The sequence below is a fragment of the Mesorhizobium sp. M1088 genome, assembly GCF_040318575.1.
In the GTDB taxonomy this organism is placed as follows: Bacteria; Pseudomonadota; Alphaproteobacteria; order Rhizobiales; family Rhizobiaceae; genus Mesorhizobium.
The window spans coordinates 115925-136109 of the sequence record NZ_JAMYMO010000012.1 but is presented as its reverse complement, the minus strand read 5'-3'; the positions used below and the strand labels follow the sequence as shown (position 1 = coordinate 136109).

General features: G+C 63.3%; 21 protein-coding genes and 1 pseudogene. 9 read left to right on the top strand and 13 right to left on the bottom strand.

Annotation, left to right across the window (positions count from 1 at the left end; all coding sequences use genetic code 11):
- The 6 genes and pseudogenes from NKH49_RS17385 to NKH49_RS17360 form a co-directional block, all read right to left on the bottom strand.
- Positions 1-768, bottom strand: coding sequence for an SDR family NAD(P)-dependent oxidoreductase (locus NKH49_RS17385; RefSeq protein ID WP_352926927.1), 768 nt, complete (start codon positions 766-768; stop codon positions 1-3).
- A 381-nt stretch (positions 769-1149) separates the two neighbouring features.
- Positions 1150-1362: pseudogene (locus NKH49_RS17380) on the bottom strand (hypothetical protein); the annotation flags it as partial.
- A 32-nt stretch (positions 1363-1394) separates the two neighbouring features.
- Complete coding sequence (locus NKH49_RS17375) at positions 1395-2117, bottom strand: CE1759 family FMN reductase (RefSeq protein ID WP_352814170.1); 723 nt, start codon at positions 2115-2117, stop codon at positions 1395-1397.
- A 37-nt stretch (positions 2118-2154) separates the two neighbouring features.
- Positions 2155-3393: a CE1758 family FMN-dependent luciferase-like monooxygenase gene (locus NKH49_RS17370; RefSeq protein WP_352926924.1), complete on the bottom strand. Its 1239-nt coding sequence runs from the start codon at positions 3391-3393 to the stop codon at positions 2155-2157.
- Between the two features lie 98 nt (positions 3394-3491).
- Positions 3492-3917 (bottom strand): DoxX family protein, encoded by a 426-nt coding sequence (locus NKH49_RS17365; protein ID WP_352767280.1) that lies wholly within the window; start codon positions 3915-3917, stop codon positions 3492-3494.
- Positions 3918-4062: 145 nt separating this feature from the next.
- The gene (locus NKH49_RS17360) at positions 4063-4683 is read right to left on the bottom strand and encodes an isochorismatase family protein (RefSeq protein WP_352685391.1); all 621 of its coding nucleotides are present in this window, start codon (positions 4681-4683) and stop codon (positions 4063-4065) included.
- A 126-nt stretch (positions 4684-4809) separates the two neighbouring features.
- On the opposite strand from NKH49_RS17360, the gene NKH49_RS17355 reads away from it, so the two are divergent.
- From NKH49_RS17355 to NKH49_RS17345, 3 genes are all read left to right on the top strand, one after another.
- Positions 4810-5676: a LysR family transcriptional regulator gene (locus NKH49_RS17355; protein ID WP_352539260.1), complete on the top strand. Its 867-nt coding sequence runs from the start codon at positions 4810-4812 to the stop codon at positions 5674-5676.
- A gap of 369 nt (positions 5677-6045) precedes the next feature.
- Positions 6046-7074 (top strand): NADP-dependent oxidoreductase, encoded by a 1029-nt coding sequence (locus NKH49_RS17350; protein WP_352926920.1) that lies wholly within the window; start codon positions 6046-6048, stop codon positions 7072-7074.
- Positions 7075-7106: 32 nt separating this feature from the next.
- The gene (locus NKH49_RS17345) at positions 7107-8168 is read left to right on the top strand and encodes an alkene reductase (RefSeq protein ID WP_352469672.1); all 1062 of its coding nucleotides are present in this window, start codon (positions 7107-7109) and stop codon (positions 8166-8168) included.
- Between the two features lie 128 nt (positions 8169-8296).
- Here the strand turns inward: NKH49_RS17345 and NKH49_RS17340 are convergent, their stop codons facing one another.
- A complete protein-coding gene (locus tag NKH49_RS17340; protein WP_352926917.1) occupies positions 8297-9190 on the bottom strand; it encodes a LysR family transcriptional regulator in 894 nt (297 codons plus the stop codon).
- Positions 9191-9291: 101 nt separating this feature from the next.
- Between NKH49_RS17340 and NKH49_RS17335 the strand changes: the two genes are divergently transcribed.
- The 3 genes from NKH49_RS17335 to NKH49_RS17325 all read left to right on the top strand — a co-directional run bounded on the left by NKH49_RS17335 (position 9292) and on the right by NKH49_RS17325 (position 11017).
- Positions 9292-10161 (top strand): NmrA/HSCARG family protein, encoded by an 870-nt coding sequence (locus NKH49_RS17335; RefSeq protein ID WP_352926914.1) that lies wholly within the window; start codon positions 9292-9294, stop codon positions 10159-10161.
- A 138-nt stretch (positions 10162-10299) separates the two neighbouring features.
- Positions 10300-10674 carry a glutathione S-transferase N-terminal domain-containing protein gene (locus NKH49_RS17330; protein WP_352685387.1) on the top strand — a complete coding sequence of 125 codons (375 nt, stop codon included), beginning with the start codon at positions 10300-10302 and terminating at the stop codon, positions 10672-10674.
- Between the two features lie 100 nt (positions 10675-10774).
- Entirely contained in the window at positions 10775-11017 is a 243-nt protein-coding gene (locus NKH49_RS17325; protein WP_352469668.1) for a hypothetical protein, read from the top strand.
- Positions 11018-11167: 150 nt separating this feature from the next.
- Here the strand turns inward: NKH49_RS17325 and NKH49_RS17320 are convergent, their stop codons facing one another.
- Genes NKH49_RS17320 through NKH49_RS17310 form a run of 3 tightly spaced genes read right to left on the bottom strand, consistent with a single transcriptional unit; the run spans position 11168 to position 14130 of the window.
- Positions 11168-11941 carry an SDR family NAD(P)-dependent oxidoreductase gene (locus NKH49_RS17320; protein WP_352926910.1) on the bottom strand — a complete coding sequence of 258 codons (774 nt, stop codon included), beginning with the start codon at positions 11939-11941 and terminating at the stop codon, positions 11168-11170.
- Entirely contained in the window at positions 11938-12735 is a 798-nt protein-coding gene (locus NKH49_RS17315) for an SDR family oxidoreductase (RefSeq protein WP_352539265.1), read from the bottom strand. The genes NKH49_RS17320 and NKH49_RS17315 overlap by 4 nt, the downstream gene beginning before the upstream one ends.
- A 3-nt stretch (positions 12736-12738) precedes the next feature.
- A complete protein-coding gene (locus NKH49_RS17310) occupies positions 12739-14130 on the bottom strand; it encodes a transaminase (RefSeq protein ID WP_352767491.1) in 1392 nt (463 codons plus the stop codon).
- Positions 14131-14286: 156 nt separating this feature from the next.
- Between NKH49_RS17310 and NKH49_RS17305 the strand changes: the two genes are divergently transcribed.
- Positions 14287-15033 (top strand): IclR family transcriptional regulator, encoded by a 747-nt coding sequence (locus NKH49_RS17305; protein ID WP_352926907.1) that lies wholly within the window; start codon positions 14287-14289, stop codon positions 15031-15033.
- A 292-nt stretch (positions 15034-15325) separates the two neighbouring features.
- Here the strand turns inward: NKH49_RS17305 and NKH49_RS17300 are convergent, their stop codons facing one another.
- Positions 15326-16243 carry a LysR family transcriptional regulator gene (locus tag NKH49_RS17300; RefSeq protein WP_352469662.1) on the bottom strand — a complete coding sequence of 306 codons (918 nt, stop codon included), beginning with the start codon at positions 16241-16243 and terminating at the stop codon, positions 15326-15328.
- Between the two features lie 501 nt (positions 16244-16744).
- On the opposite strand from NKH49_RS17300, the gene NKH49_RS17295 reads away from it, so the two are divergent.
- Both NKH49_RS17295 and NKH49_RS17290 read left to right on the top strand, forming a co-directional pair.
- Positions 16745-17644 carry an MBL fold metallo-hydrolase gene (locus NKH49_RS17295; protein ID WP_352539269.1) on the top strand — a complete coding sequence of 300 codons (900 nt, stop codon included), beginning with the start codon at positions 16745-16747 and terminating at the stop codon, positions 17642-17644.
- A 455-nt stretch (positions 17645-18099) separates the two neighbouring features.
- Positions 18100-19047, top strand: coding sequence for a helix-turn-helix domain-containing protein (locus NKH49_RS17290; protein WP_352539270.1), 948 nt, complete (start codon positions 18100-18102; stop codon positions 19045-19047).
- A gap of 148 nt (positions 19048-19195) precedes the next feature.
- On the opposite strand, the gene NKH49_RS17285 is transcribed toward NKH49_RS17290, so the two are convergent.
- Entirely contained in the window at positions 19196-19942 is a 747-nt protein-coding gene (locus NKH49_RS17285; RefSeq protein WP_352926981.1) for a branched-chain amino acid ABC transporter permease, read from the bottom strand.
- Positions 19870-20175 carry a hypothetical protein gene (locus NKH49_RS17280; RefSeq protein ID WP_352926904.1) on the bottom strand — a complete coding sequence of 102 codons (306 nt, stop codon included), beginning with the start codon at positions 20173-20175 and terminating at the stop codon, positions 19870-19872. Before NKH49_RS17280 ends, NKH49_RS17285 begins: the two co-directional genes overlap by 73 nt.
- Positions 20176-20185 lie beyond the last annotated feature (10 nt).

The following is a 20185-nucleotide window of genomic DNA, read 5'->3' as shown; positions in this document are numbered from 1 at the left end:
TCACATCATGTATCCTGCTGTCCAGCCGCCATCGACGGCCAGCACCTGGCCGTTGATATAACTGGCGGTGGGGGAAGCAAGGAACAGCACCGCCTCGGCGATCTCCTCCGGCCGGGCCGGCCGGCCAAGCGGCACATGGGCGAGGAATTCTTCGGTACGTCCGGCGAACTTGCCGTCCTCGCCATAGAACAGTTTGGCGGTCAGCGCTGTCATCACTGAACCCGGCGCGATCGCATTGGTCAGGATGTCCTTTTCGCCCAGTTCAATCGCCATCGAGCGCGTCAGGTGGATGATGCCGGCCTTGGCGGCGACGAACGGGCTCTGCAGGCGCATCGCCGCCAAGCCGACCACCGAGGCGATGTTGACGATGCGGCCGCCTCTGCCGGCTGCAAGCATCGGCACAAGCGCCGCGCGGCTCATGATGTAGAGGCCGTCGAGATCGATGCCGGTGATGCGATCCCATTCCTCGACTGGAAATTCATTGATGGTGACGCGGTGCGCCAGTGTGTTGACGCCGGCATTGTTGACGAGAATGTCGAGGCGGCCGTAGCGCGCCATGGTGGCGGCGATCGCGTCGTCCACCGAAGCCGGATCGCGGATGTCGACGGCACAGGCCATCGCGCTGCTCAGGGTTGCCGCTACGCGCTCGGCGCCTTCCATGTCGATATCGGCGACAACGATTGCAGCATCATTGTCGGACAGCCGTTTGGCGATAGCGCTGCCGATCGCTCCCGCTGCACCAGTGACCAGCGCTGTCTTACCTCTCAAATCGCATCGCATGCGTCATTCCCCACCTTCGATCAGAATTATACTATTATAATGCTATGGGCTTCACAACAGAGCAGATTCGAACCGGAAGGAACGTCACAAACGCATCGCATAACATTGCCTGAGGTGCACGAGGCACGCAGCGTCGGCTTCACCAGTAGCGGGCGCCGGTCCGACCCCCCGCAGGAATAGACAGCCGCTTGACACGAGCCGTCTGAGGGTAAGGCACTCCTTGCGCCAGATTTGTAGCCAGGACGGCCTCGTCAGCCGCTGCAGCGAAGTCGGAACTGGCAGCGCGATGAGTGGGGGGAAAGGCGGTATCCCTCTCCCGCTATCATCACTACCTTTGTCCAACCCGGAGACATGGGTAACAGATTGTACTTAAGACATGGGTGACAACCTCGTGCCGAACGGGTTGTCGATGGTCTGCAAGGTCCTCTGTTCCAAGTCGATATACCCGAGATCGTAATGCATGAAGCTGACGAGCCAAATGCCGTCGTCGATCTCCTTGATTCCCAGCCTCTGACCGGCGAGCACGGTCGAGACGTTGATCTTCTTCCTGTGCATGCAGATGCGGCCGCAAGCGATAACTAGGCCAAAGGATTGGGCAAGGAAATTCAGCTCCCTCAGCCTCTGACGATCATCCGCTCTACAGCCGTCCCTCCTGCGGCCAGCTTCATCAGATCGGTGTCGAAATTGACATCGGCAGCGCTGCGCTCCGCGCGCGCCGCATTGCCTGCGAACTGGTGTTGATAGCCTTTCCATGCCGCGTCCGCGATGGATCGGCTGGTGCCACTCAACAGGAACTGGGTGAGCTCGGTAGCAGCTCGATCGATGCGACCGCCGAGCTCCGGCGACCCCCAATCTTCCGGGGCAGCAAAGATCGATGTTGGCACGGGAAAAGTGCGCAGAAACGCGAAAAGCGGGCGCATCTGCGCGTCCGCGACCATCGCATGGCGGGCGGTGCCGGCCGTCGCGGCGAGGATCACCGGTTTGGCAATGAGCAAGTCGTTGTCGAGGATATCGATGAACGACTTGAACAGCCCGCTGACACCGGCCTTGTAGACTGGCGTGGCGGCAACGACGGCATCCGCGCCGGCAAGCGTTTCGATTACGGACTGCACCTTGGCCTCGGGAAAACCAGCCACCACGGCACGCGCAATATCGACTGCAAGCGGAGCCAGGTCGATGACGCTAAGGACGGCGGTCTTTCCCGTACCAGTGATACGTTCGATGCTCTTCTGTGCGATGCGGTCAGCCAGCATCCGCGTTGTCGAGGGATCGTTTACGCCTGCGTTCACCACGACGAGCCGTATGGGCTCGTTAACGCACTCGATCGCCTTCGTCATCACTCGAATCCTTTCCTGAATGTACCCGCCAGTCGACCTACAGCTCCGCGGGTGGAACGTCGGCTTTGCCGGACGGCGCGACCTGCCCCGCGACCAGCGGGGCGCGCGCTGTAACGCTTTCGTCAGTATCGTGATACGGCCGGCCGTCCGTCAGGTTGTCTCCGCGATTGGCATTCGGGCGCGGCTGGCGCGGCGGCTGGTCTCCATACTTGACTTCCACCAGGCTCCGGTGCGTCGGGGCTATGGCGGCGCCCGGCGAGCGTCGCGCCGCCATCTCCTTGCGGAGCACGGGCACCACCTCAGTGCCCAGCAGCTCGACCTGCTCGAGAGCCATCTCCAGCGGCAGCCCCATGGCGTCGAGAACCCACAGCTGCCGCTGATAGTCGCCGAAGGCTTCCCGGAAGCTCAGCGTCCTGTCGATGACCTCCTGCGGGCTGCCAACACTGAGCGGCGTATCGCGCGAATATTCTTCCAGCCGATAGGTCTTTCCGTAGATGGGGCTGCCTTCGAAATAGGGCCGGAATCGGTCGTATGCGTCCTGCGAGCGCTTCGCGATGAAGGCATAGCCACCAAGCCCGACGACGGCCTGCTCCTTGGTGCCATGTCCGTAATGCTCGAACCGCTCGCGGTAGAAGTTCACCAGCGGCAGGAAGTGCAGATTGGGCGCAAGGATGTTGTTGGCGAAATAGCCGTTCCCGTAAAAAGCCGCCTGCTCGGCGATCTCCGGAGTGCGGATCGAGCCGTGCCAGACAAAGGGAGGAACGTCGTCGAGCGGACGCGGGATCGACGTGAAGCCTTGCAGCGGGGTCCGGAATTTGCCTTGCCAATCGACAACGTCCTCGCGCCACAGCTTGTGGAGCAGATTGTAGTTCTCGAGCGCCAGTGCGACGCCGTCACGCATGTCCTTCCCAAACCAGGGATAGACCGGCACTGTATTCCCGCGGCCGAGCATCAGGTCCGTCCGCCCCTTCGAGAGATGCTGCAGCATCGCGTAGTCTTCCGCGATCTTCACCGGGTCGTTGGTCGTGATGAGCGTCACGGCGGTGCTGAGGATGATGCGCTGCGTCTGCGCGGCGATATGGGCGAGCAGAGTCGTCGGCGAGGACGAGAAAAAGGGTGGGTTGTGGTGCTCGCCGATGGCGAAGACATCGAGCCCGACCTCGTCCGCCCGCTTCGCGATCTTGACGATCGCATCGATCCGCTGCGCCTCGCTCGGCGTGACGCCTGTGATCGGGTTGCGCGTTACGTCGCTGACAGAGAAGATTCCGAACTGCATTTTGAAGCTCCAGGGGCTCGATGTCGGTAGATGTCTGCGTCAACGGGTCGTGATCCGCGAGTGGCGGGCCGGCCTACCCTCTTCGTGACTCGCCATGCTCAGCGAGCCGGGATCTTGGCTTTCCGCAGCCGGGCCCAAGCAATGAACAAGGACAAGGCGAGCAGCGTCAGGTTGATGGGCAGCATCTTGGCCGTCTCGCCGAGCAGCGCATGCGTGATGATCGCCCCCACCTGTATGAGTGAAAGCCCGACAGCCGCCAGCGGCGTCAGCCAAGGCTTGATCCGCGTCGCGGCCGGCAGGATGAGACCGACAGCGCCCAGCACTTCGAGAGTGCCTATCAGCCGTGTGACGGCTTCCGGTACATGGGTGACGAAGCTCATGCTCGCGGCGAGCGCGTCGATGGGCTGTGTCAGTTTCGCGCCACCGGCTGCCAGATAGAGGAGAGCCAGGAGCGCCTGTGCGATCCACAGCGCCAGGCTCCAACGATTGATGGGGCCGCGAACGGCGCCGGTTTGAGTTTTCATTTTGATCGTCCTTTTCGAAAATAGGGAAATTGGCGGCGGGAGAGCCGACTATGCGGGGCTCGCCGGTGCTGCCGGTAGAACAGGCGGGAAAAATCGGCCCTGTCAGAGGCTTCCCCGCCGCTCCAACCGTGCTCGGCCTGGCGCTTCAGGCGGCCTTTGCGGCCGGACCCTGCAGCTTCGCAAGCTCCTCGTAATACCAGTACACCAGCGCGCGGGCCTTGTCGGCCACCGGCCCCGCCCAGTCGCGGAAGAGTTCGGTAACGACAGCCAAGGCCGTACTGGGGACCGCCCCGGCATGAGTGAGCCGCTGGATCGCCGTGCTGTGGGCAAGCTGCGACCGACCGCCGACGGCGTCGACCGGGAAAGCCACGTCATGGCCGTCCTTGAGCGCATCGATGACCGGGAAAGCAAGGCAGATCTCGGTCCAGAGGGCACCGATGATCAGCCGTTTGCGGCCGGTCTTCTCGACCGCGGCGCGAAAGGCCGGATCTTCCCACGAGTTCATTGTCGAGCGATCGATCACCTCGATGCCGGGCAGTTCGGCGAGGATCGCCGGAACCGTGGGGCCGTTGACACCCATGTTTGCACCGACCGTCGAGAGAATAATGGGCATGTCGAAAGCCCGTGCAGCCCTGATCAGTAGCCGCACGTTGAGCTCGACCAGGTTGGCCGGCGTTTCGGATCGGATCTGGCTGAACATTTCCGGCTGGTAGTCGATCAGCACCAGCGCAGATTCTTCGTATTTCCACACGTCTTGCACGCTCATCTATTTCTCCATGGGGTTGGTCCGGCGCGGCTATGCCGGATGAACTGACCCACAAAGGATGGCGTTCCTTGTCGGCTTAAGATAGCCTCCGGTTTTGCGATTGATTGTTGCTGAAAGCGGAACGCTATGGAGATTGAGGACGTCAGGACTTTCGTGGAGATCGCGGAGGGGCGAGGCATATCGCCTGCCGCGCGGCGGCTGGGCGTCGCAAAATCCGTCGTCAGCCGCCGGCTGGCTCGGCTGGAGGAAACGCTCGGAAGCCAGTTGCTCTCTCGCACGACTCGCGGCGCCGCCTTGACGGAGGCCGGCGCGACGTTCCGCGACCACGCCACTCGCATCCTCGGCGAGTTCGAGGCGGCACAGGATGCGATAGCACCCGATGGCGCGGTGCGCGGGCTTCTGCGTATCGCCGCGCCCCTGTCTGGCGGGCCGAGGCTTGTCGCCCCGGTTCTTGCCGAACTCGCTCGACGCCATCCCTTGCTGCATGTTCATGCAGCCTACAGCGATCGTTTCGTGGATCTGATTTCCGAGGGCTTCGACGCGGGAATCAGGGCGGGATTTCTGCCTGACTCGAGCCTGATCGCCAGACGCATTCGGCCCATATCCGGCATGCTTGTCGCCAGCCCCGCCTATGTCGCCGGGCATGGGGCACCGCAAACGCTTGGCCAACTCGCGGATCACGAGTGCCTGTTGCAGGGGACCGAAGCATGGCGGTTCGTCGAGGGAGGCAAAACGATCGCGGTCCATCCTCACGGTCGTTTCAAGGCGGATAACGGCGAAGCGCTGCTTTCGGCGGCGCTGGCCGGACTCGGCGTGGCGGCCCTGCCGGATTTCCTGATCGAGCCCCACATCGCCTCCGGTGCGCTCATCCCCCTGCTTGCCGACCACACGGTGGTCGCGGCAGGGCTTTATGTGGTGCGTCCTCCCGGCGACTTCCCGCCACGCAAAGTCAGAGCGCTGATCGACATCATGCTCGAATATCACGCCGGCTGAGGACGGGCGCCGGACGGCCAATGGAGATCGGCGGCTGTGCACTCTGCGGACCCGGCCGAAGGCTATGGTTAGTATTCGATCGAGACACTGGCAGAACTCGCCTTCAAGCGGCTCAAGAGCGGCATGGGCACTCATAAGCTTCCTGCACGCGATGAGCGGCTCGTCCGAAGCTGGCTCATGGCCCATCTGATCCTGGCGCTGATGATCGACGAGCCCGATCACGCGCCGCTACAAGGTCGCCGTCGGCCGACCGCTTTTCCGCCTGGCCGAAAAGCACCGTACGGATAAGGCCACAAATACGAAATTGGAGACGCCGGAAGGCCATTAGGTGTCTCTCCAGCGAGACAGACTGTCTTATTTCGATGACTTATGGCGCGGATTTCGAACGCATACCTTCTGCCAAGAAGGAGAACCTACATGATCCAATCCGCTGATCTCAAGCGCGGGGCCTCCACATCCGAACCGCTTGCCCCCGGCCGAGCCTTACGTCTTCAAGCCTATGGCGGCCCCGAATCGCTGACAGTCGATAGCGTATCCGCGCCCGAGCCGGGTCCGGGCGAGGTCTTGGTGTCGGTCAAGACCGCCGCGGTAAACGGTATCGACTGGAAAATCCGTGAAGGCTACCTCCGCGAGCGCTTCAAGCTGACCCTGCCCGCGACGCTTGGCATCGAAATGGCCGGCGTCGTGCTTCGGACCGGCCCCGGCGTCACAGGCGTGAAGCCCGGGGATCGGGTTATGGCCGCCATCGGTGGCGTCGGAGCCTACGCCGACCATCTGGTCATCAACGCCGAGAAGCTCGTCCTGACGCCGGCATCACTGTCCGACGTGGAGGCGGCGGCCATTCCGGTCGCGGCGATGACAGCCTGGCATGTCATTCAGGCGGCGGATTTCGACCTCTCCGGACGGCGGGTGCTGATCCATGGCGCAGCCGGCGGCGTGGGCGGCTTTGCCGTCCAGTTCGCCAAGGCGGCCAGAGCGACGGTCTTTGCCACGGCCTCGACCAATAGCCTGCCACATGTCCGGGCGCTCGGCGCGGACGAGGTGATCGACTATCGGCAGCAGAACTTCGAGCTGCTTGCGCGCGACATCGATTTCGTCGTCGACCTCGTCGGTGGTGAGGTCGTGAACCGCTCCTGGGCAGTCCTGTCGCCCGATGGCCTTCTCGTAAGCATCGCCGCCACGGACCTCGCATCACGTACGCCGCCAGGCCGCCGCGGCGTCTTTTTATCGAACAAACCTGATACCGCGCGCCTGACCGCGATCGCCCAGCAGGTCGCCGTCGGCGCCCTGCGATCGACGATCGCCGACGTGGTGGGCTTCGATGATTTGGCTTCCGCAATCGAGCGCAATCGCACCGGCCACGCACCCGGCAAGATCGTCGCTGATTTCACCCGCTGATCACCAAGTTTTCAACTTTCAAGGAGTTTATCATGACGACTATCTGGAGTCCGGTCCGCGTGGGCCAAATGGACCTGCCCCACCGCCTGGCCTTGGCCCCGATGACTCGCAGCCGTGCCGAGTTCAACGGCGTACCGGGCGAGCACGCCGCTGAATACTACGCCCAGCGCGCCTCCCTTGGCCTGCTGATAACCGAGGGTGTGCAACCCTCGGCCGATGGCCAGGGCTATTTCGCGACGCCGGGGATCCACGCACCCGAACATGTCGCCGGCTGGCGCAAGGTCACCGATGCGGTTCACGCAAAAGGCGCGAAGATCTTCCTGCAGCTCATGCATGTCGGCCGCATGTCGCACCCGGACAACACGCCGCATCACCGTCAGCCTGTCGCCCCATCGGCCGTCGCGCCCGGTGAGCAGATGTTCACTGCGAGCGGCATGCAGCCCATCCCCGAGCCGCGCGCGCTGACGACCGAGGAAGTCGCCGCCACGGTGCAGGACTTCCGGCGGGCCGCGCGGCTGGCTATCGATGCCGGCGCCGACGGCGTCGAGATTCACGGCGCCAACGGCTATATCGTCCATCAGTTCTTTGCGCCGAACGCCAATCACCGGACCGACGCCTATGGCGGGCCGATCGCTAACCGCATTCGGTTCGCCGTCGAAGTGGCGCAGGCTGTCGCCGATGAGATCGGCGCTGATCGCACCGCTATCCGCCTTTCGCCAGGCCTGCCTTTGGGCGGGCTTGATGAAGGTCCGGAGAGTCCTGCGCTCTATCGCGAACTGGTCGCCGCGCTGGCACCACTGAAACTGGCCTATCTCCATCTGATGTATGGCGGGGGCGACGAGTTCCTCGCCGACATCCGCCGTGCGTGGCCCACGACCCTGATGGTGCTGCGGCTTGGCCGCACACGCGAAGCCCTGGACCAGGACATCGTCTCGGGCCAGGCAGACATGACCTCGATCGGCCGTTGGGCTTTGGCCAATCCCGACTTCGTCGAGCGTCTACGGTTGGGCGCGCCCGTCAACGAGCCCGATCCATCCACCTTCTATGGCGGTGGCGCGGCCGGCTACACGGACTATCCGCGGCTTGCGGGCTGATGCGTCGGCTGCTGTAGTTCATCGGACTGCAGCAGCCACCTTCTGGCGGTCGTCGCTTGCGTTATTGGATCAAGCTGGCCCGCGACGTGGGTGATGGCGTTGGCCGACAGAAGGTAACCGTGGCGGCTTCAAATCCGAATGAACGCTGCCAATTCGTCGGGAGTTCCTTTTGGGAACGCTCCTCTCAGATGGTCGAGAAAGGCGGAAACGCGGGCATTCAACAGGCGCCGCGACGGGTAGAGCGTCCACAGGGCCGTATCCGGACCATCCACGTCCCCCCAATGCACCAACGTGCCGGCGGCCAGATCATGACTCACGAGCGATACCGGCAACCGTGCCGCACCCACGCCCATGACGACCGCATCGCGAACCATGATGAGCGACGACAGGCTGAGCACCGGGGTGAACGCGATCGTCGTCGGCCCCGTGTCCGGTTTGATATTCCACAACGAGAGTCCTCTGTCCGAGCTCCGCACGACAGCCGGAGCGGCGTCTCCGTCTTGCGGTCTCGCCACTTGCGGGCTCGCCACGATCACAAGCCGATCACGCATGAAGACCCGTCCCACCAGGCTTTCATCGGAACGCGGATTGACGCGAATGGCCAGGTCATACCCTTCTTCGACCATGTCGACTGCACGGTCTTCGGTCGTGACTTCAAGGATAACGTCGGGATATTTGAGCGAGAAGCCTGCCGCCAGCTTACCCATCGCAAGTTGAGAGAAGAGCAACGGTGCACTGATCCGCAAATTTCCACGCGGTTCCCGGTCTCCCGACGCAATCGCTGCGGCCGTCTCCTCCACTTCCGTCAGCAAGCGACTGGTTCGCTCATGCAGGTCCTTTCCCTCCTGCGTGAGCTTCAGGGCACGCGCCCCGCGCTCGAACAAGCGTAGGCCCAAGCTATTCTCCAGTTCTGCGGCGCGCCGCGAGAGCGTCGCCTTGGGGCGCCCTGTGGCGCGCGCGGCTCGCCCGAATCCACCATGACGTGCAACCAGATTGAAGTCGGCTAGGGCGAGCAGGTCCATGCGTTCCACCAGTGAGACAGGGTGTCTACAAATGGCAGCTTCCGGTGCGTTTGTGGACTCCTAAATAGCGCTAACGATCTGATAAAAGCAGGAGTGACCACATGACTATCCTCGTCACCGGTGCAACCGGAACCGTCGGCCGCAATGTCGTCGATCAGCTCATCAAGCGCGGCGCTAATGTGCGCGCGCTCGTCCGCGATCCCTCGAAGGCCAATTTACCAGCCGCCGTTGCCCTCGCCGAAGGCGATCTGCTTGACGTCGATGCGCTGCGCACGGCCTTCTCGGGCGTGTCCACCCTGTTCTTGCTCAACGCCGTGGTGCCCGACGAGTTTACCCAGGCGCTGATCGCCCTCAATCTGGCCCATGAGGCCGGGATCAAGCGGATCGTCTATCTGTCCGTGCTTCACAGCGACATCTACGTGAACGTGCCGCATTTCGCCGGTAAGTTCAGTGTCGAACGCATGCTGGAGCAGCTGGGCTTCAACGCCACCATCCTGCGGCCTGCATACTTCATCAACAACGACTATTCGGTGAAGGACGTGGTGCTCGGTCACGGTGTCTATCCGATGCCGATCGGTGACAAAGGCATCGCGATGGTCGACGCGCGCGATCTCGGTGAGATCGCAGCCATCGAGCTGGTTCGCCGTGAGCAGGCAAGCGAGCCGCTTCCTCTCAAGCGGATCAATGTCGTTGGTCCCGACACGCTGACCGGTGCCGATGTCGCCGCCATCTGGTCGAATGTTCTTGGGCGGACGATCCACTATGGCGGCGACGATACCGCTGGGTTCGAGCAAAACCTCCGAAATTACGCACCGAGCTGGATGGCGCTCGACATGCGTCTCATGGTCGAGCGCTTCCTTGTGGTTGGCATGGTCCCTGAGGCAGGGGATGTTGATCGATTGACCGGCATGCTGGGTCGCCCGCTGCGCTCCTATCGCGACTTCGCAGCGGAAATCGCTGTTTTGGCTTGATCATTCCGCATGTCTGAATATCGGCCTGCCGGTGCGCTTGCAACGCCGGCGGCCGAACGGGGTCATGCGGCGGCATATTCGAGCGCGCATAGCCGCCCCACGGCCAACCCGCAGTGCATCCGGCAAAAGGCATTTGCCATGACCAATACCGTGTTCAAGCCCATCGTCTACCTGCTCCATGGCTGCCCGTTCTGCATGAAGGTTCGCGTGTTCCTGCTTGAGGCGAGACTGCTCGACCAGGTCGACATCCGGCTGGTCGAACAGGGCAGCAAAGAGAAGTGCCAGATCACAGAGAAGCTCGCCGCGCACCTGCCCAAGGTCGGCTTTCCAACTGTCGAGCTAACGCCGGGACAGTATATGACGGAATCCGACGAGATCATCGCCTGGTTTGCCAAGGGCGCCGCCATCGACATCGCGACGCTGCCGACCTTCCAGGATTGTGTCGGCGGTATTTTCAAGGACCACATCAGCCTGTACCGCGAGAACATGCGGCTCCAGCAGCAGGCGGTCTGAGAGCCGGTTCGAAACTGGGTGTTTGACACCGGACCTTGATGGTGCAGTCTCTTCGCCAGTGGGAGAAGCGCTTTGGGTCGGGTTCACCACGGGAGCGTACTTGTTCACCTATGTGGGCGTCCGGAAGGCAGTCCGCGGCAATATTGTCGGATATGCTTTCTGTTCAGATGCCTCGATTACCGCGGAAGGCAAAGCGAAACGCGCGTTGTGCATGTATTCGCACGGCAATCCGCGCGACCATATCGACCATTCCTGCCATCGCCGCGCGTTCTGGGTGTTTATGAACGCGGGTGTAAAGCAAGTCCTGGCCTGTTCGACCGTTGGCGCCATCGTGGCTGCCTGAATTGCAGCCAAAAGCGCGGCGGGGCAAATCAACGCGGTCTTCCCTATCTGAATGTCGGTAGAGGCAGCAGCGTGAGACAAGTGGCGCCGCTTATCAGAGCGCCGGTATCCTGGCCATTCGCCTGTGACAAGCCTCACTGGTCAGGTCGCATCACACTGCCCTGTTTTGCGTTGGTGCACGGCCGCCGCCGTCGGCGACGAGCACAGCACCGGTGACGAAGGAGGCGGCATCGGAAGCCAGGAACAGACAGCAGTTGGCGATCTCAGACGGTTCGGCGACACGCCTGAGCGCAATACGGCCGGTGAGCGCGGTGAACTCCTCGTCGGGCGTCGAGCCGTTGGCCGCTGCCGCCACTTCCATTTCGTAGACGCTCATCGGCGTCCGCACCCAGCCAGGCGCCAACGCGTTGGCGCGGATGCCGTCGGGGCCATGTGCAAAGGCGAGCGAGTGGGTGTAGGAGACGAGTGCTGCCTTGCTGGCCGAATAGGCGGCATTTTGGCCGCTGGCGTTGAAGGCGCCGACGGAGGCGATGTTGACGATCGCGCCGCCGCGCTTTTTCATGAGCGGCAGTGCGGCGCGGCAGACCATCATGGCGCCCGTCACATTGACCGCAAAGCTGCGCGCCCAGGTCTCATCGCTCAGGCTCTCCGGCTCGTCGAGGATCATCACTCCGGCGGCGTTTACGACGATATCAAGACACCCGCCGCAGGCGTCGATAGCACGTGCGACATCGTCTGCGCTGGTGATGTCGCCGAGCACGGCGGCACCGCCGCTCGCCTTGACGGCGCCGTCCAGTCCCTCACCGCCGAGGCCGAAGGCGATGACTTCGGCGCCGTGCCGGCCGAACAATTCGGCAGTGGCGCGGCCCATTCCGGTGGCAGCACCGGTGATCAGCGCCTTGCGGCCTTCGAGGCATCGGCTCATGTCAGCCCCCAATGGCGCTCGACGGCGAAGCCGGTTTCCGGCAGCGTTGAGCCGCCGTCGACGACGATCGTCTGGCCGGTAGTGTATTTGGCCTGCTCCGAGGCGAGGTAGAGCATGGCATAGGCAATGTCGTCCGCCTCGCCGAGATGGCCAACGGGGATGTGTTGGCCGAGGCGCCCGGCAACTTCCGGCGCGCTCATCGTGCCCCTGCCCGGCTTGGCTATGAAGCCCGGCTCGACACCGTTGACGGTAATGCCGTCGCGCGCGAATTCGAAGGCGGCACCCCGAATGAAGGCGTTGACGCCGGCCTTGGCGGCCGAGTAATGCGCGCCGCCGGCCATCGCCAAGCGCGCCGACACTGAAGAGGTGACAAGGATGCGGCCGAAGCCGTTCTTGCGCATCACCGGCACTGCTGCCTGCGCCAGCCAGAAGCAAGGCTTGAGGTTAAGCGCCAGCGCTTCATCGAGCTTGTCCTCGTCAAGATCCTCAATCGAGGCCCAGGGACAGCCGCCGGCATTGTGGACGACGATGTCGAGCCGGCTCGCCTGACGTACGATGTCGCCGACCAGTGCGTGCAGCCTGGCGCGGTCGAGCACAGCAAGCGGAACCGCACGCACATCAAGCTTGCGGGCGGACAATTCGGCGGCCAGCGCTTTTGCCATATCGAACGTTCGATTGGCGATGACGACACTAGCACCGGCCTCGGCGAAGCGGGTGACGATCGCAGCACCGATGCCGCGTCCGCCGCCGGTCACCAGCGCCACCTTGCCGCTGAGATCGAATGGTTTCGCCATCGCTCAGACGACTCCGGCGCCACGCACAAGATCTATGAAACGGGTGAAGACCTCGGCGTGGCGGTCGACATCGGCCTCGGTCGTCGCCGGACACATCAGGAACATGGTGTGGAAGGGCGTCACCAATATGCCCTCGTTCATGTAGAAGGCGTGCAGCAGCGTCTCGAGATCGCCGCGCCGGCCGGCGATGACGTCGGCGCCGTTCCGCGGCGGATCGGGCATGAACATGATCTCGGCGCGGGCGCCGATCTGCGTCACATGCCACGGCAACTTATTGGCGTTTATGATGCCACGTGCCATCTCCGCCAGCCGCGAGGCTCTGCCGATCATGATTTCGAAGTTGGCGGGCGTGAGCACCTCTTCCAGCACAGCGCGCATCGTGGCTACGGTGAGTGCGTTGCCGGCCAGCGTGCCGCCGATGCCGAGATGCGCCGACTGGCGCACGCGCGGATTGACCATCGGCACGATGGCCCACAACCGCTCGGCGATCGCCTGCGAGACGCCGAAGATGCCGGCCGGAATGCCGCCGGCGATGGCCTTCCCGGCGACCAGAATGTCCGGCTCCAGCCCATGCTCGGACGAATAACCGCCGGGTCCGCTGGAGATCGTATGCGTCTCGTCAATGATCAAGACCGTGCCGGTGCGGCGGGTGATCTCGCGCAGGGCGTCATGAAAGCCGTCGGCGACCGGGATCATGCCGAAATTGGTCATCAGCGGCTCGGTCAGCACGCAGGCGACGTCGCCAGCCGAGAGTGCCGTTTCGAGCGCAGCGACATCGTTGAACTCGACCACCCTCGATACGGCCGAATGGTCGACACCGTTGGGATGGATCATGTTGCGCAGGCCGACACGGCCGTCGCGGATCTCGACATGCGCTTCCTCGACGCTGCCGTGATAGCAGCCGGAAAAAACCAGCACCTTGTCGCGGCCGGTGATCATGCGGGCGATGCGGATGGCGCCGCGATTGGCGTCGGTGGCCGAGGTGGTCAGCGTCCAGTAGGGCAGTCCGAAGCGACGATGCAGCTCAGTGCCAACCCACAGGCTGTCCTCCGTGGGCAGCATCATCGTTGTGCCGTTCTGCAACTGGCGCAGTGCGGCGCAAGTCACCGCCTCCGGCGCGTGGCCGCACATGCCGCCAGTGTCGCCAAGGGCGAAGTCGACATAGTCGTGACCGTCGATGTCTCTTATATGGGCGCCGCTGGCCGACGCGGCATAAACCGGGAAGCCGCCGGCCCAGCGCCGCATCCAGTGCGAGGGTCCGCCATAGAGGAAACGCTGCTTGCCCTCTTCCCAGGCCGCCGCTGAGCGCGGATGCGTGTCACTGAAGCGCGCCTGCTCGCGGTCGAGCAACTCACCAATGGTCGTTGAATGCGAATCGCTTCTGCTGGCAGCCATCACAGCGCTTAACTCTCCCTGCCGCGCGATTATTTTGGGGCGCGCGCGTTCCAATCTGGTTCACTATTTGAACCAGCATTTTGTATGTTATAGACTGCAAGGCGGGTCGGCTGCTGTCAAGTTAATTCACACGCGAAGTATCTCGGAGAATCGATAATGAGCACAGTCGGCAAGGCGGTTTCGCTGCTGGAGCTGTTCACGGTGGGTGAACCGGAGATCGGCCTCTCCGACCTCGCCCGCAAGGCCGGTCTCGACAAAGCCACCGCAAGGCGCCTGCTGGTAGCGCTTTCCAACCACCGGCTGATCGAGCAGGAGCCGAAGAGTCGCCGCTACCGGCTGGGCGCCGGCCTGTCGCGGCTGGCCCGCATTCGCGACGCACATTTCCCTTTCAACCGCGTCGCGGCGCCTGTGGCGCGAGAGCTTTCGCTCGAAACCGGCGAGACCGTGCATCTGTCGGAATTCAGCGCCGGGGCGCTGCTGACCGTCCATGTTGAGCTTTCCACCAAGGCCAACCGCGTCAATGTCGATGTTGGCCAGGTGCTGCCGCTGCACGGCACGGCGTCCGGCGTCGCCTTCCTGGCCGCTTCAAGCCCGGATGTGGTCGGCGCCTATTTCAAAAAGCCGCTGCAGGTGTTCACCCGGCATACGGTGACGCGGCCGGACAAGGTTGTGGAGGCGATACGGCTTGCCGCCACGCGCGGTTACTCTCGCAGCGCACAGGGCTATGAGGAAGGCGTGCACAGCATCGCCGCGGCGATCCTCGGCGCTGACGGCCAGCCGATCGGCACCTTGGCGGTGGCTTCGCCCGTCTCACGCGTCGACGACGCGACCGCAGCCACACAGGGCAGGGCAGCAATCAAGGCAGCACGGTTGATCACGGCGCGTCTCACCGGCGAACCTTAGCCTTGCATCTCCGCGACGGATGCATCGGGCATGCCCTTGCGCCATAATCTCGCAAAATCGGGCGGAACGAGCGGCTGCCCTCCGCCCGGATATCCGCAGAGCGAAGACGCTCGCGCAATGCCGCGAGCGGCTCATATAGCCGGCGGTCAGATTTCTGCTGCCCAAGATCAGTTTCCGATCGGTTCGACCGGCTGGTCGGAACACGCTCAGGGCGTTGGACGGACTTTCTCGAAAGAGGAACTCGGGGCGACTTCGCTGTACACGGTGGCGAGACGACGCCCGCGAGCAGACATCAGCCGTTGCGGAAGAGGTTTCGAGGCCGCTGCCTGCCGTTCTGAGAAAGCATCTCGACGAACCGTGCAACCTTGGGCGGGCGGAACCGGCCGGCCGGATACACGGCGTGGATGCCGCCGGTAGGCAGCGTCCAGGCAGGCAGAATCGGCACCAGCCGGCCAGCCGCCATATGATCGCCGACAAGAAAATCGGGAAGGATCGACATACCGGCGCCCGCTAGGGTTGCCTCCAGCACGGCCGGGGTGCTGTTGATCGTCATGCCGGGCTTCATGCGGACTGTCCGCAGTTCATGATCCCCCCGGGTAAACCGCCACACCAGCGGCTCCTTCAGCGCGACATTCGCGACAAAGGGGAGGCCGGACAGTTCCTCGGGCTCGCTCGGGGACAAGTCTCCGGCTATGTCGGGCGCGGCGACCAGAAATTGCCGGAATGAGCTGATCCGGCGCGCCTGCAGGCTGGAGTCGGTAAGCCAACCTACGCGAATCGAAAGGTCGATCTGGTTGGCGACCAGATCCATCCTGGCGTCCGAGAGGATGAGATCGACCCGGCATGCCGGATAGATTCGACAGAACTCGGCTGCCAGTGGCGCGACGGTGATCGCGCCGTAATCGTTGGACGCGGTGATCCGCAGTACGCCCAACGGCTGAGCATTGGTCTGGGCAAGTTCGGCGAAGGCCTCTTCTGCCTCGCTCAGGATCATCACGCATCGCGCGTGAAGCTGCCGGCCTGCCTCGGTCGGCTCGACCCTGCGCGTCGTGCGCAGCAGCAGGCTTGTCTTCAATTCCGCTTCAAGCCGCGCAACCTGTTGGCTGACGACTGTCTTGTTGACGCCTAGCCGATCGGCCGCGCGAGTGAACGAGCCCATGTCCACCACGGCCGCGAAGTACGCCAGTCTGTTGAGGTTGATCGCTTCCATGCTCGCCTGCTCCGATTGTGCGCTTATACCTCACATTGAATCCAATTCATCGATATTTATCGTCCAATCGAAACGGTCCATCCTTCTGTGCGTCGGGCAACCGGGTTCGCGCAGGAGGAAAAGCAGAGTGACGATCGAGGCTTTTCCCGCAATGGGCCACGTCTACGAGGCTCGCTTCGGCGACCTCGCCTTCCATCTGCAGTTCGATGCCGAGGCACCTTCATGCGCTTGCCTCCGGAGGCGGCCAAGTTCGCCAAGGCGGAGGCCGTCCGCGACCGGGCGCTGGAAGTTCGGCCAGGGGTGTTCATGGTCTGGACCGAGGTTGCCGGGACGACCGTGGGTCCATGTCGGGGACTGCGAGAACGGTATCGTCCACACCACGATCACTCGGCCCTATCTGAGCTTCCTGAATTTATCCGGCGGCTGGACCCGGCCGACTCGATCTCAATATCGCGCGCACCCCGATTTCTTCAGCGCCATCCAATCCGAGAGGACACCCACATGCTTACGAGGAGACAAGTCATGAAAACCACATTTGCCATCAGCGCCGCTGCCGTCTTCGCCCCTGCCGATATCGGCCGTGCGGCTGGAACCGGACTTGCCTGGAAGCATTTCCCGGCCGGCCCAAACGGTTTTTTCCGCGCCCCCGTCCTGCTTTCCGGCGCCACCGAGGCGCTGCTGATCGACGGCGGCTTCACCTATCCGGACGGCCGCGCGCTGGCCGAAGAGATCAAGGCCAGCGGCAAGAAACTGACCACGATCTATGTCAGCCAGTCGGACCCGGACTACTATTTCGGCCTGAAGCCGGTGCGTGAGGCATTCCCCGAGGCCAAGGTCGTCGCCGCCTCGGACACGGTTGCCGCGATCAAGGCGTCGGTCAAGAAGAAGCTCGATGTATGGGGACCCCAACTGAAGGAGAACGGTCCGCAGACGCTGGCCGACATCGTCCTGCCCGATGCGTTTGACGGTCCGTCACTGACTGTGGATGGTGAGACGGTGGAGTTCGTCGCCGCCGAGGGCCTCGCTAATCGCCGCTATCTCTGGGCGCCCTCGCTGAACGCGGTGTTTGGCGGCGTCCTGGTCTTCGCCGGCGTTCATGTTTGGACCGCCGACACCCCGACCAGGGAATCACGCGCGGTCTGGATTGCCAATCTCGACAAGATCGCAGCGCGCAAACCGACCGTCGTCGTGCCGGGGCACATGACGCCTGAGTCGCCGGTCGACATCTCCGCTGTCGAATACACCAAGACCTATCTTCTGGCCTTCGAGCAGGAACTCGCCAAGGCCGCGGACGCCGCGGCGCTGAAGAGCGCGATGGAGGCCCGCTTCCCAGGCCTCGGCATGGGCGTCGCCCTCGACATCGGCTCGAAGGTCGCGAAGGGCGAGATGAAGTGGGGCTGAGATGAGCGCCAATTCGATCTGATCCGGAGGACCTATGAAGGGTCCTCCGAGGAGAACGGCGGCGATCTGCTCGCCGTGCTCGCGCGTCCGAAGTCGAATAGACCGAGGCGGAACGCCTTCCCTGTGCCGGCATGGACGCCCTGATGAATGTGTCTTCCAGTGCTTGGCCACCGAGCGGACCGGCTATCGCGCCGACGTGCACGGCTATCTCGCCGACGGCGACCGGGTACCGGCCTTTGAAACGGCTCGACCGCAAGATCGGGCCTTTCCGCACGGCAGCGGCATGGGGCCCTTCAGTAACGCGGACACCAGGATGCCGGCCGACTTCGTCCGGCGCGGCGTGAAGCACCTCCGCCGTTGCGGCAAAGATGCTTATCATGTTAAGGATGACGTGGCGCTGCCGCTGCGTCACAATCCCGCGACAAGACGGGAACAACGAGAATGTGGAGGAGACTATGATCGCCCACCACGTGAGCGTCGCCGACGGCGAGGCTTTCCTATCTGCGTCGCGGATGCTGTTCGGCCCGATCACCCAGCGTTTCTCACGCGGCGAGGCGCCGTCGCTGCCGAAGCTCGTTTCCGTGCATCTCGGCTCCTGCCGGCTTTCCGAGATCAAGGCCAAGTCGCATCTGGTCGTCAGCGACCGTACCTTCTGGCGCAGCTTCGATCCCGACGCGATCAAGATCCTGATGCAGCTCAGCGGTCACAGCCGCTTCGAGCAGCAGGAGGTCGCGGTCGATCTCGGCCCACGCGCTGCGATCATCTATGATCCAATGCGCAGCTATTCGCTGCAAAACCTGTCGGATGTTGACCAGCTCATCCTGCAGGTGCCGCGCTCGACCTTCGGCGACGGGACGCTGGCGCGGCTCTCGGCGCCGGTGCCGTTGCCCGGCAACGACGACAGCCTCACCCATATCGTTTCCGGTCTGATGCAGATGGCGATCGGCACCGCTCACAAGCTCGACGAGGCCGGCTGCCGCCGTGTCGGAGAAAGCTTGATACAACTCGTCAACGGACTGATCCAGGCAAAGCCGACGGCGCCGGACTTCCGCCGCTCGCCGCTGGAAGCGCTGCGCGAACGCATCGTCGCCTATATCGACGCCAACCTGGCGCGCTCAAACCTGTCGGCCGAGGACATAGCCCGCCACATGGGCTGCTCCCGCCGCTATCTGCACCGCGCCTTCGAAGGCGAAGGCACCACACTGGAGCGGTTCGTGTGGGATAGGCGGCTGGAGCGCAGCAAGCAGGAGCTGCTGTCGCCCGCCCGCGCCTCAGCCTCCATCTCGGAAATCGCGTTTGCCTGCGGGTTCAATTCGAGCGCACATTTTTCGCGGGCGTTCAGAAGCAAGTATGACGTGGCGCCGAGAGATTTGCGGGAGCGAGTGCGTATGGTGGTGCATTAGGAAGGTGCTGTTAGCCGTACCTTTATCGGATACAGCAAATTGTTTTGCGCCCGTATGAGGCACATTGCATCCTCACCTTCCATAATTTTTCGAGGGCTCTCACTCCCGACTTGCAGCGCTGACGCTTCAACAGGGCTGTACCCAGACCTCAAGCCGTCCGCGCCCTGCCCGCAAAACTCCGCATCAGCCCCTTCGGCAAGAACAGCATCGCCAAGATGATGGTCAGCCCCGAAATCACCGGGTGGTAATCCGGCACCACGATGCGCGCCAGGTCGAACACCGCGTACATGACGAAGGCGCCGAGGATCGGGCCGAGCAGGGTGCCGGTGCCGCCGACCACCGTCATCATCAGCGGCAAAAGCATCCAGTCGAGGTCGAAGACGGAGTCCGGGCCGACATGGAAGATGTAGTAGGTATAGAGGCTGCCGGCGACGCCGGCGATGAAGGCGCTGCCAGCAAAGGCGGCGACCTTGACCCTCAGCGTATCGATGCCGTTGGCCGAAGCCGCCATCTCGTCGTCGCGCACGGCGATCAGCGCCAGGCCGTAGCGCGAGCGCATCAGCAAGCGGATGGCAAGCGCCGTGCCCACCATCAGGCCGAGCCCGACCAGATAGTGCGGCAAGAGCGTATCGAAGGTGCCGGCGGGCGCCACGACGCCGAAGGCGCCGCCGGTGAAATCACCGCCATTGATGAACATCACCTTGATGATCTCGCCGAAGCCGAGCGTGCCGAGCGCGAAATAGTCGCCGCGCAGCTTTGACAGCAGCGGCAGGCCGATGATGATGGCGGCGACGGCCGCGACCAGCCCGCCCAGCATCATCGTCACCGGGTCGAAATAGTAGATCCGCGGATAGGCGTCATAGAACGTGCCCCAGAGATAATTGCCGCTCCACAGAATGGCGGTGGTGTAGGCGCCGAGCCGAAGAAGGCATGGTTGCCGAGGCTGATCTGGCCGCCGAAGCCGGCAACGAGGTTCCAGCCTTGCGCCATAGTGGCGTAGATGAAAACGAAGAACAGGAACGAGAAGGCGTAAGAATCGATCGCGCCGGGCAGGAGCGGCACCAGCGCGAGGGCAGCGACCACGGCAATTGCGATCCCAATCCAGAATTGTTCCGGCAAGGCTTTCATCATCATGACG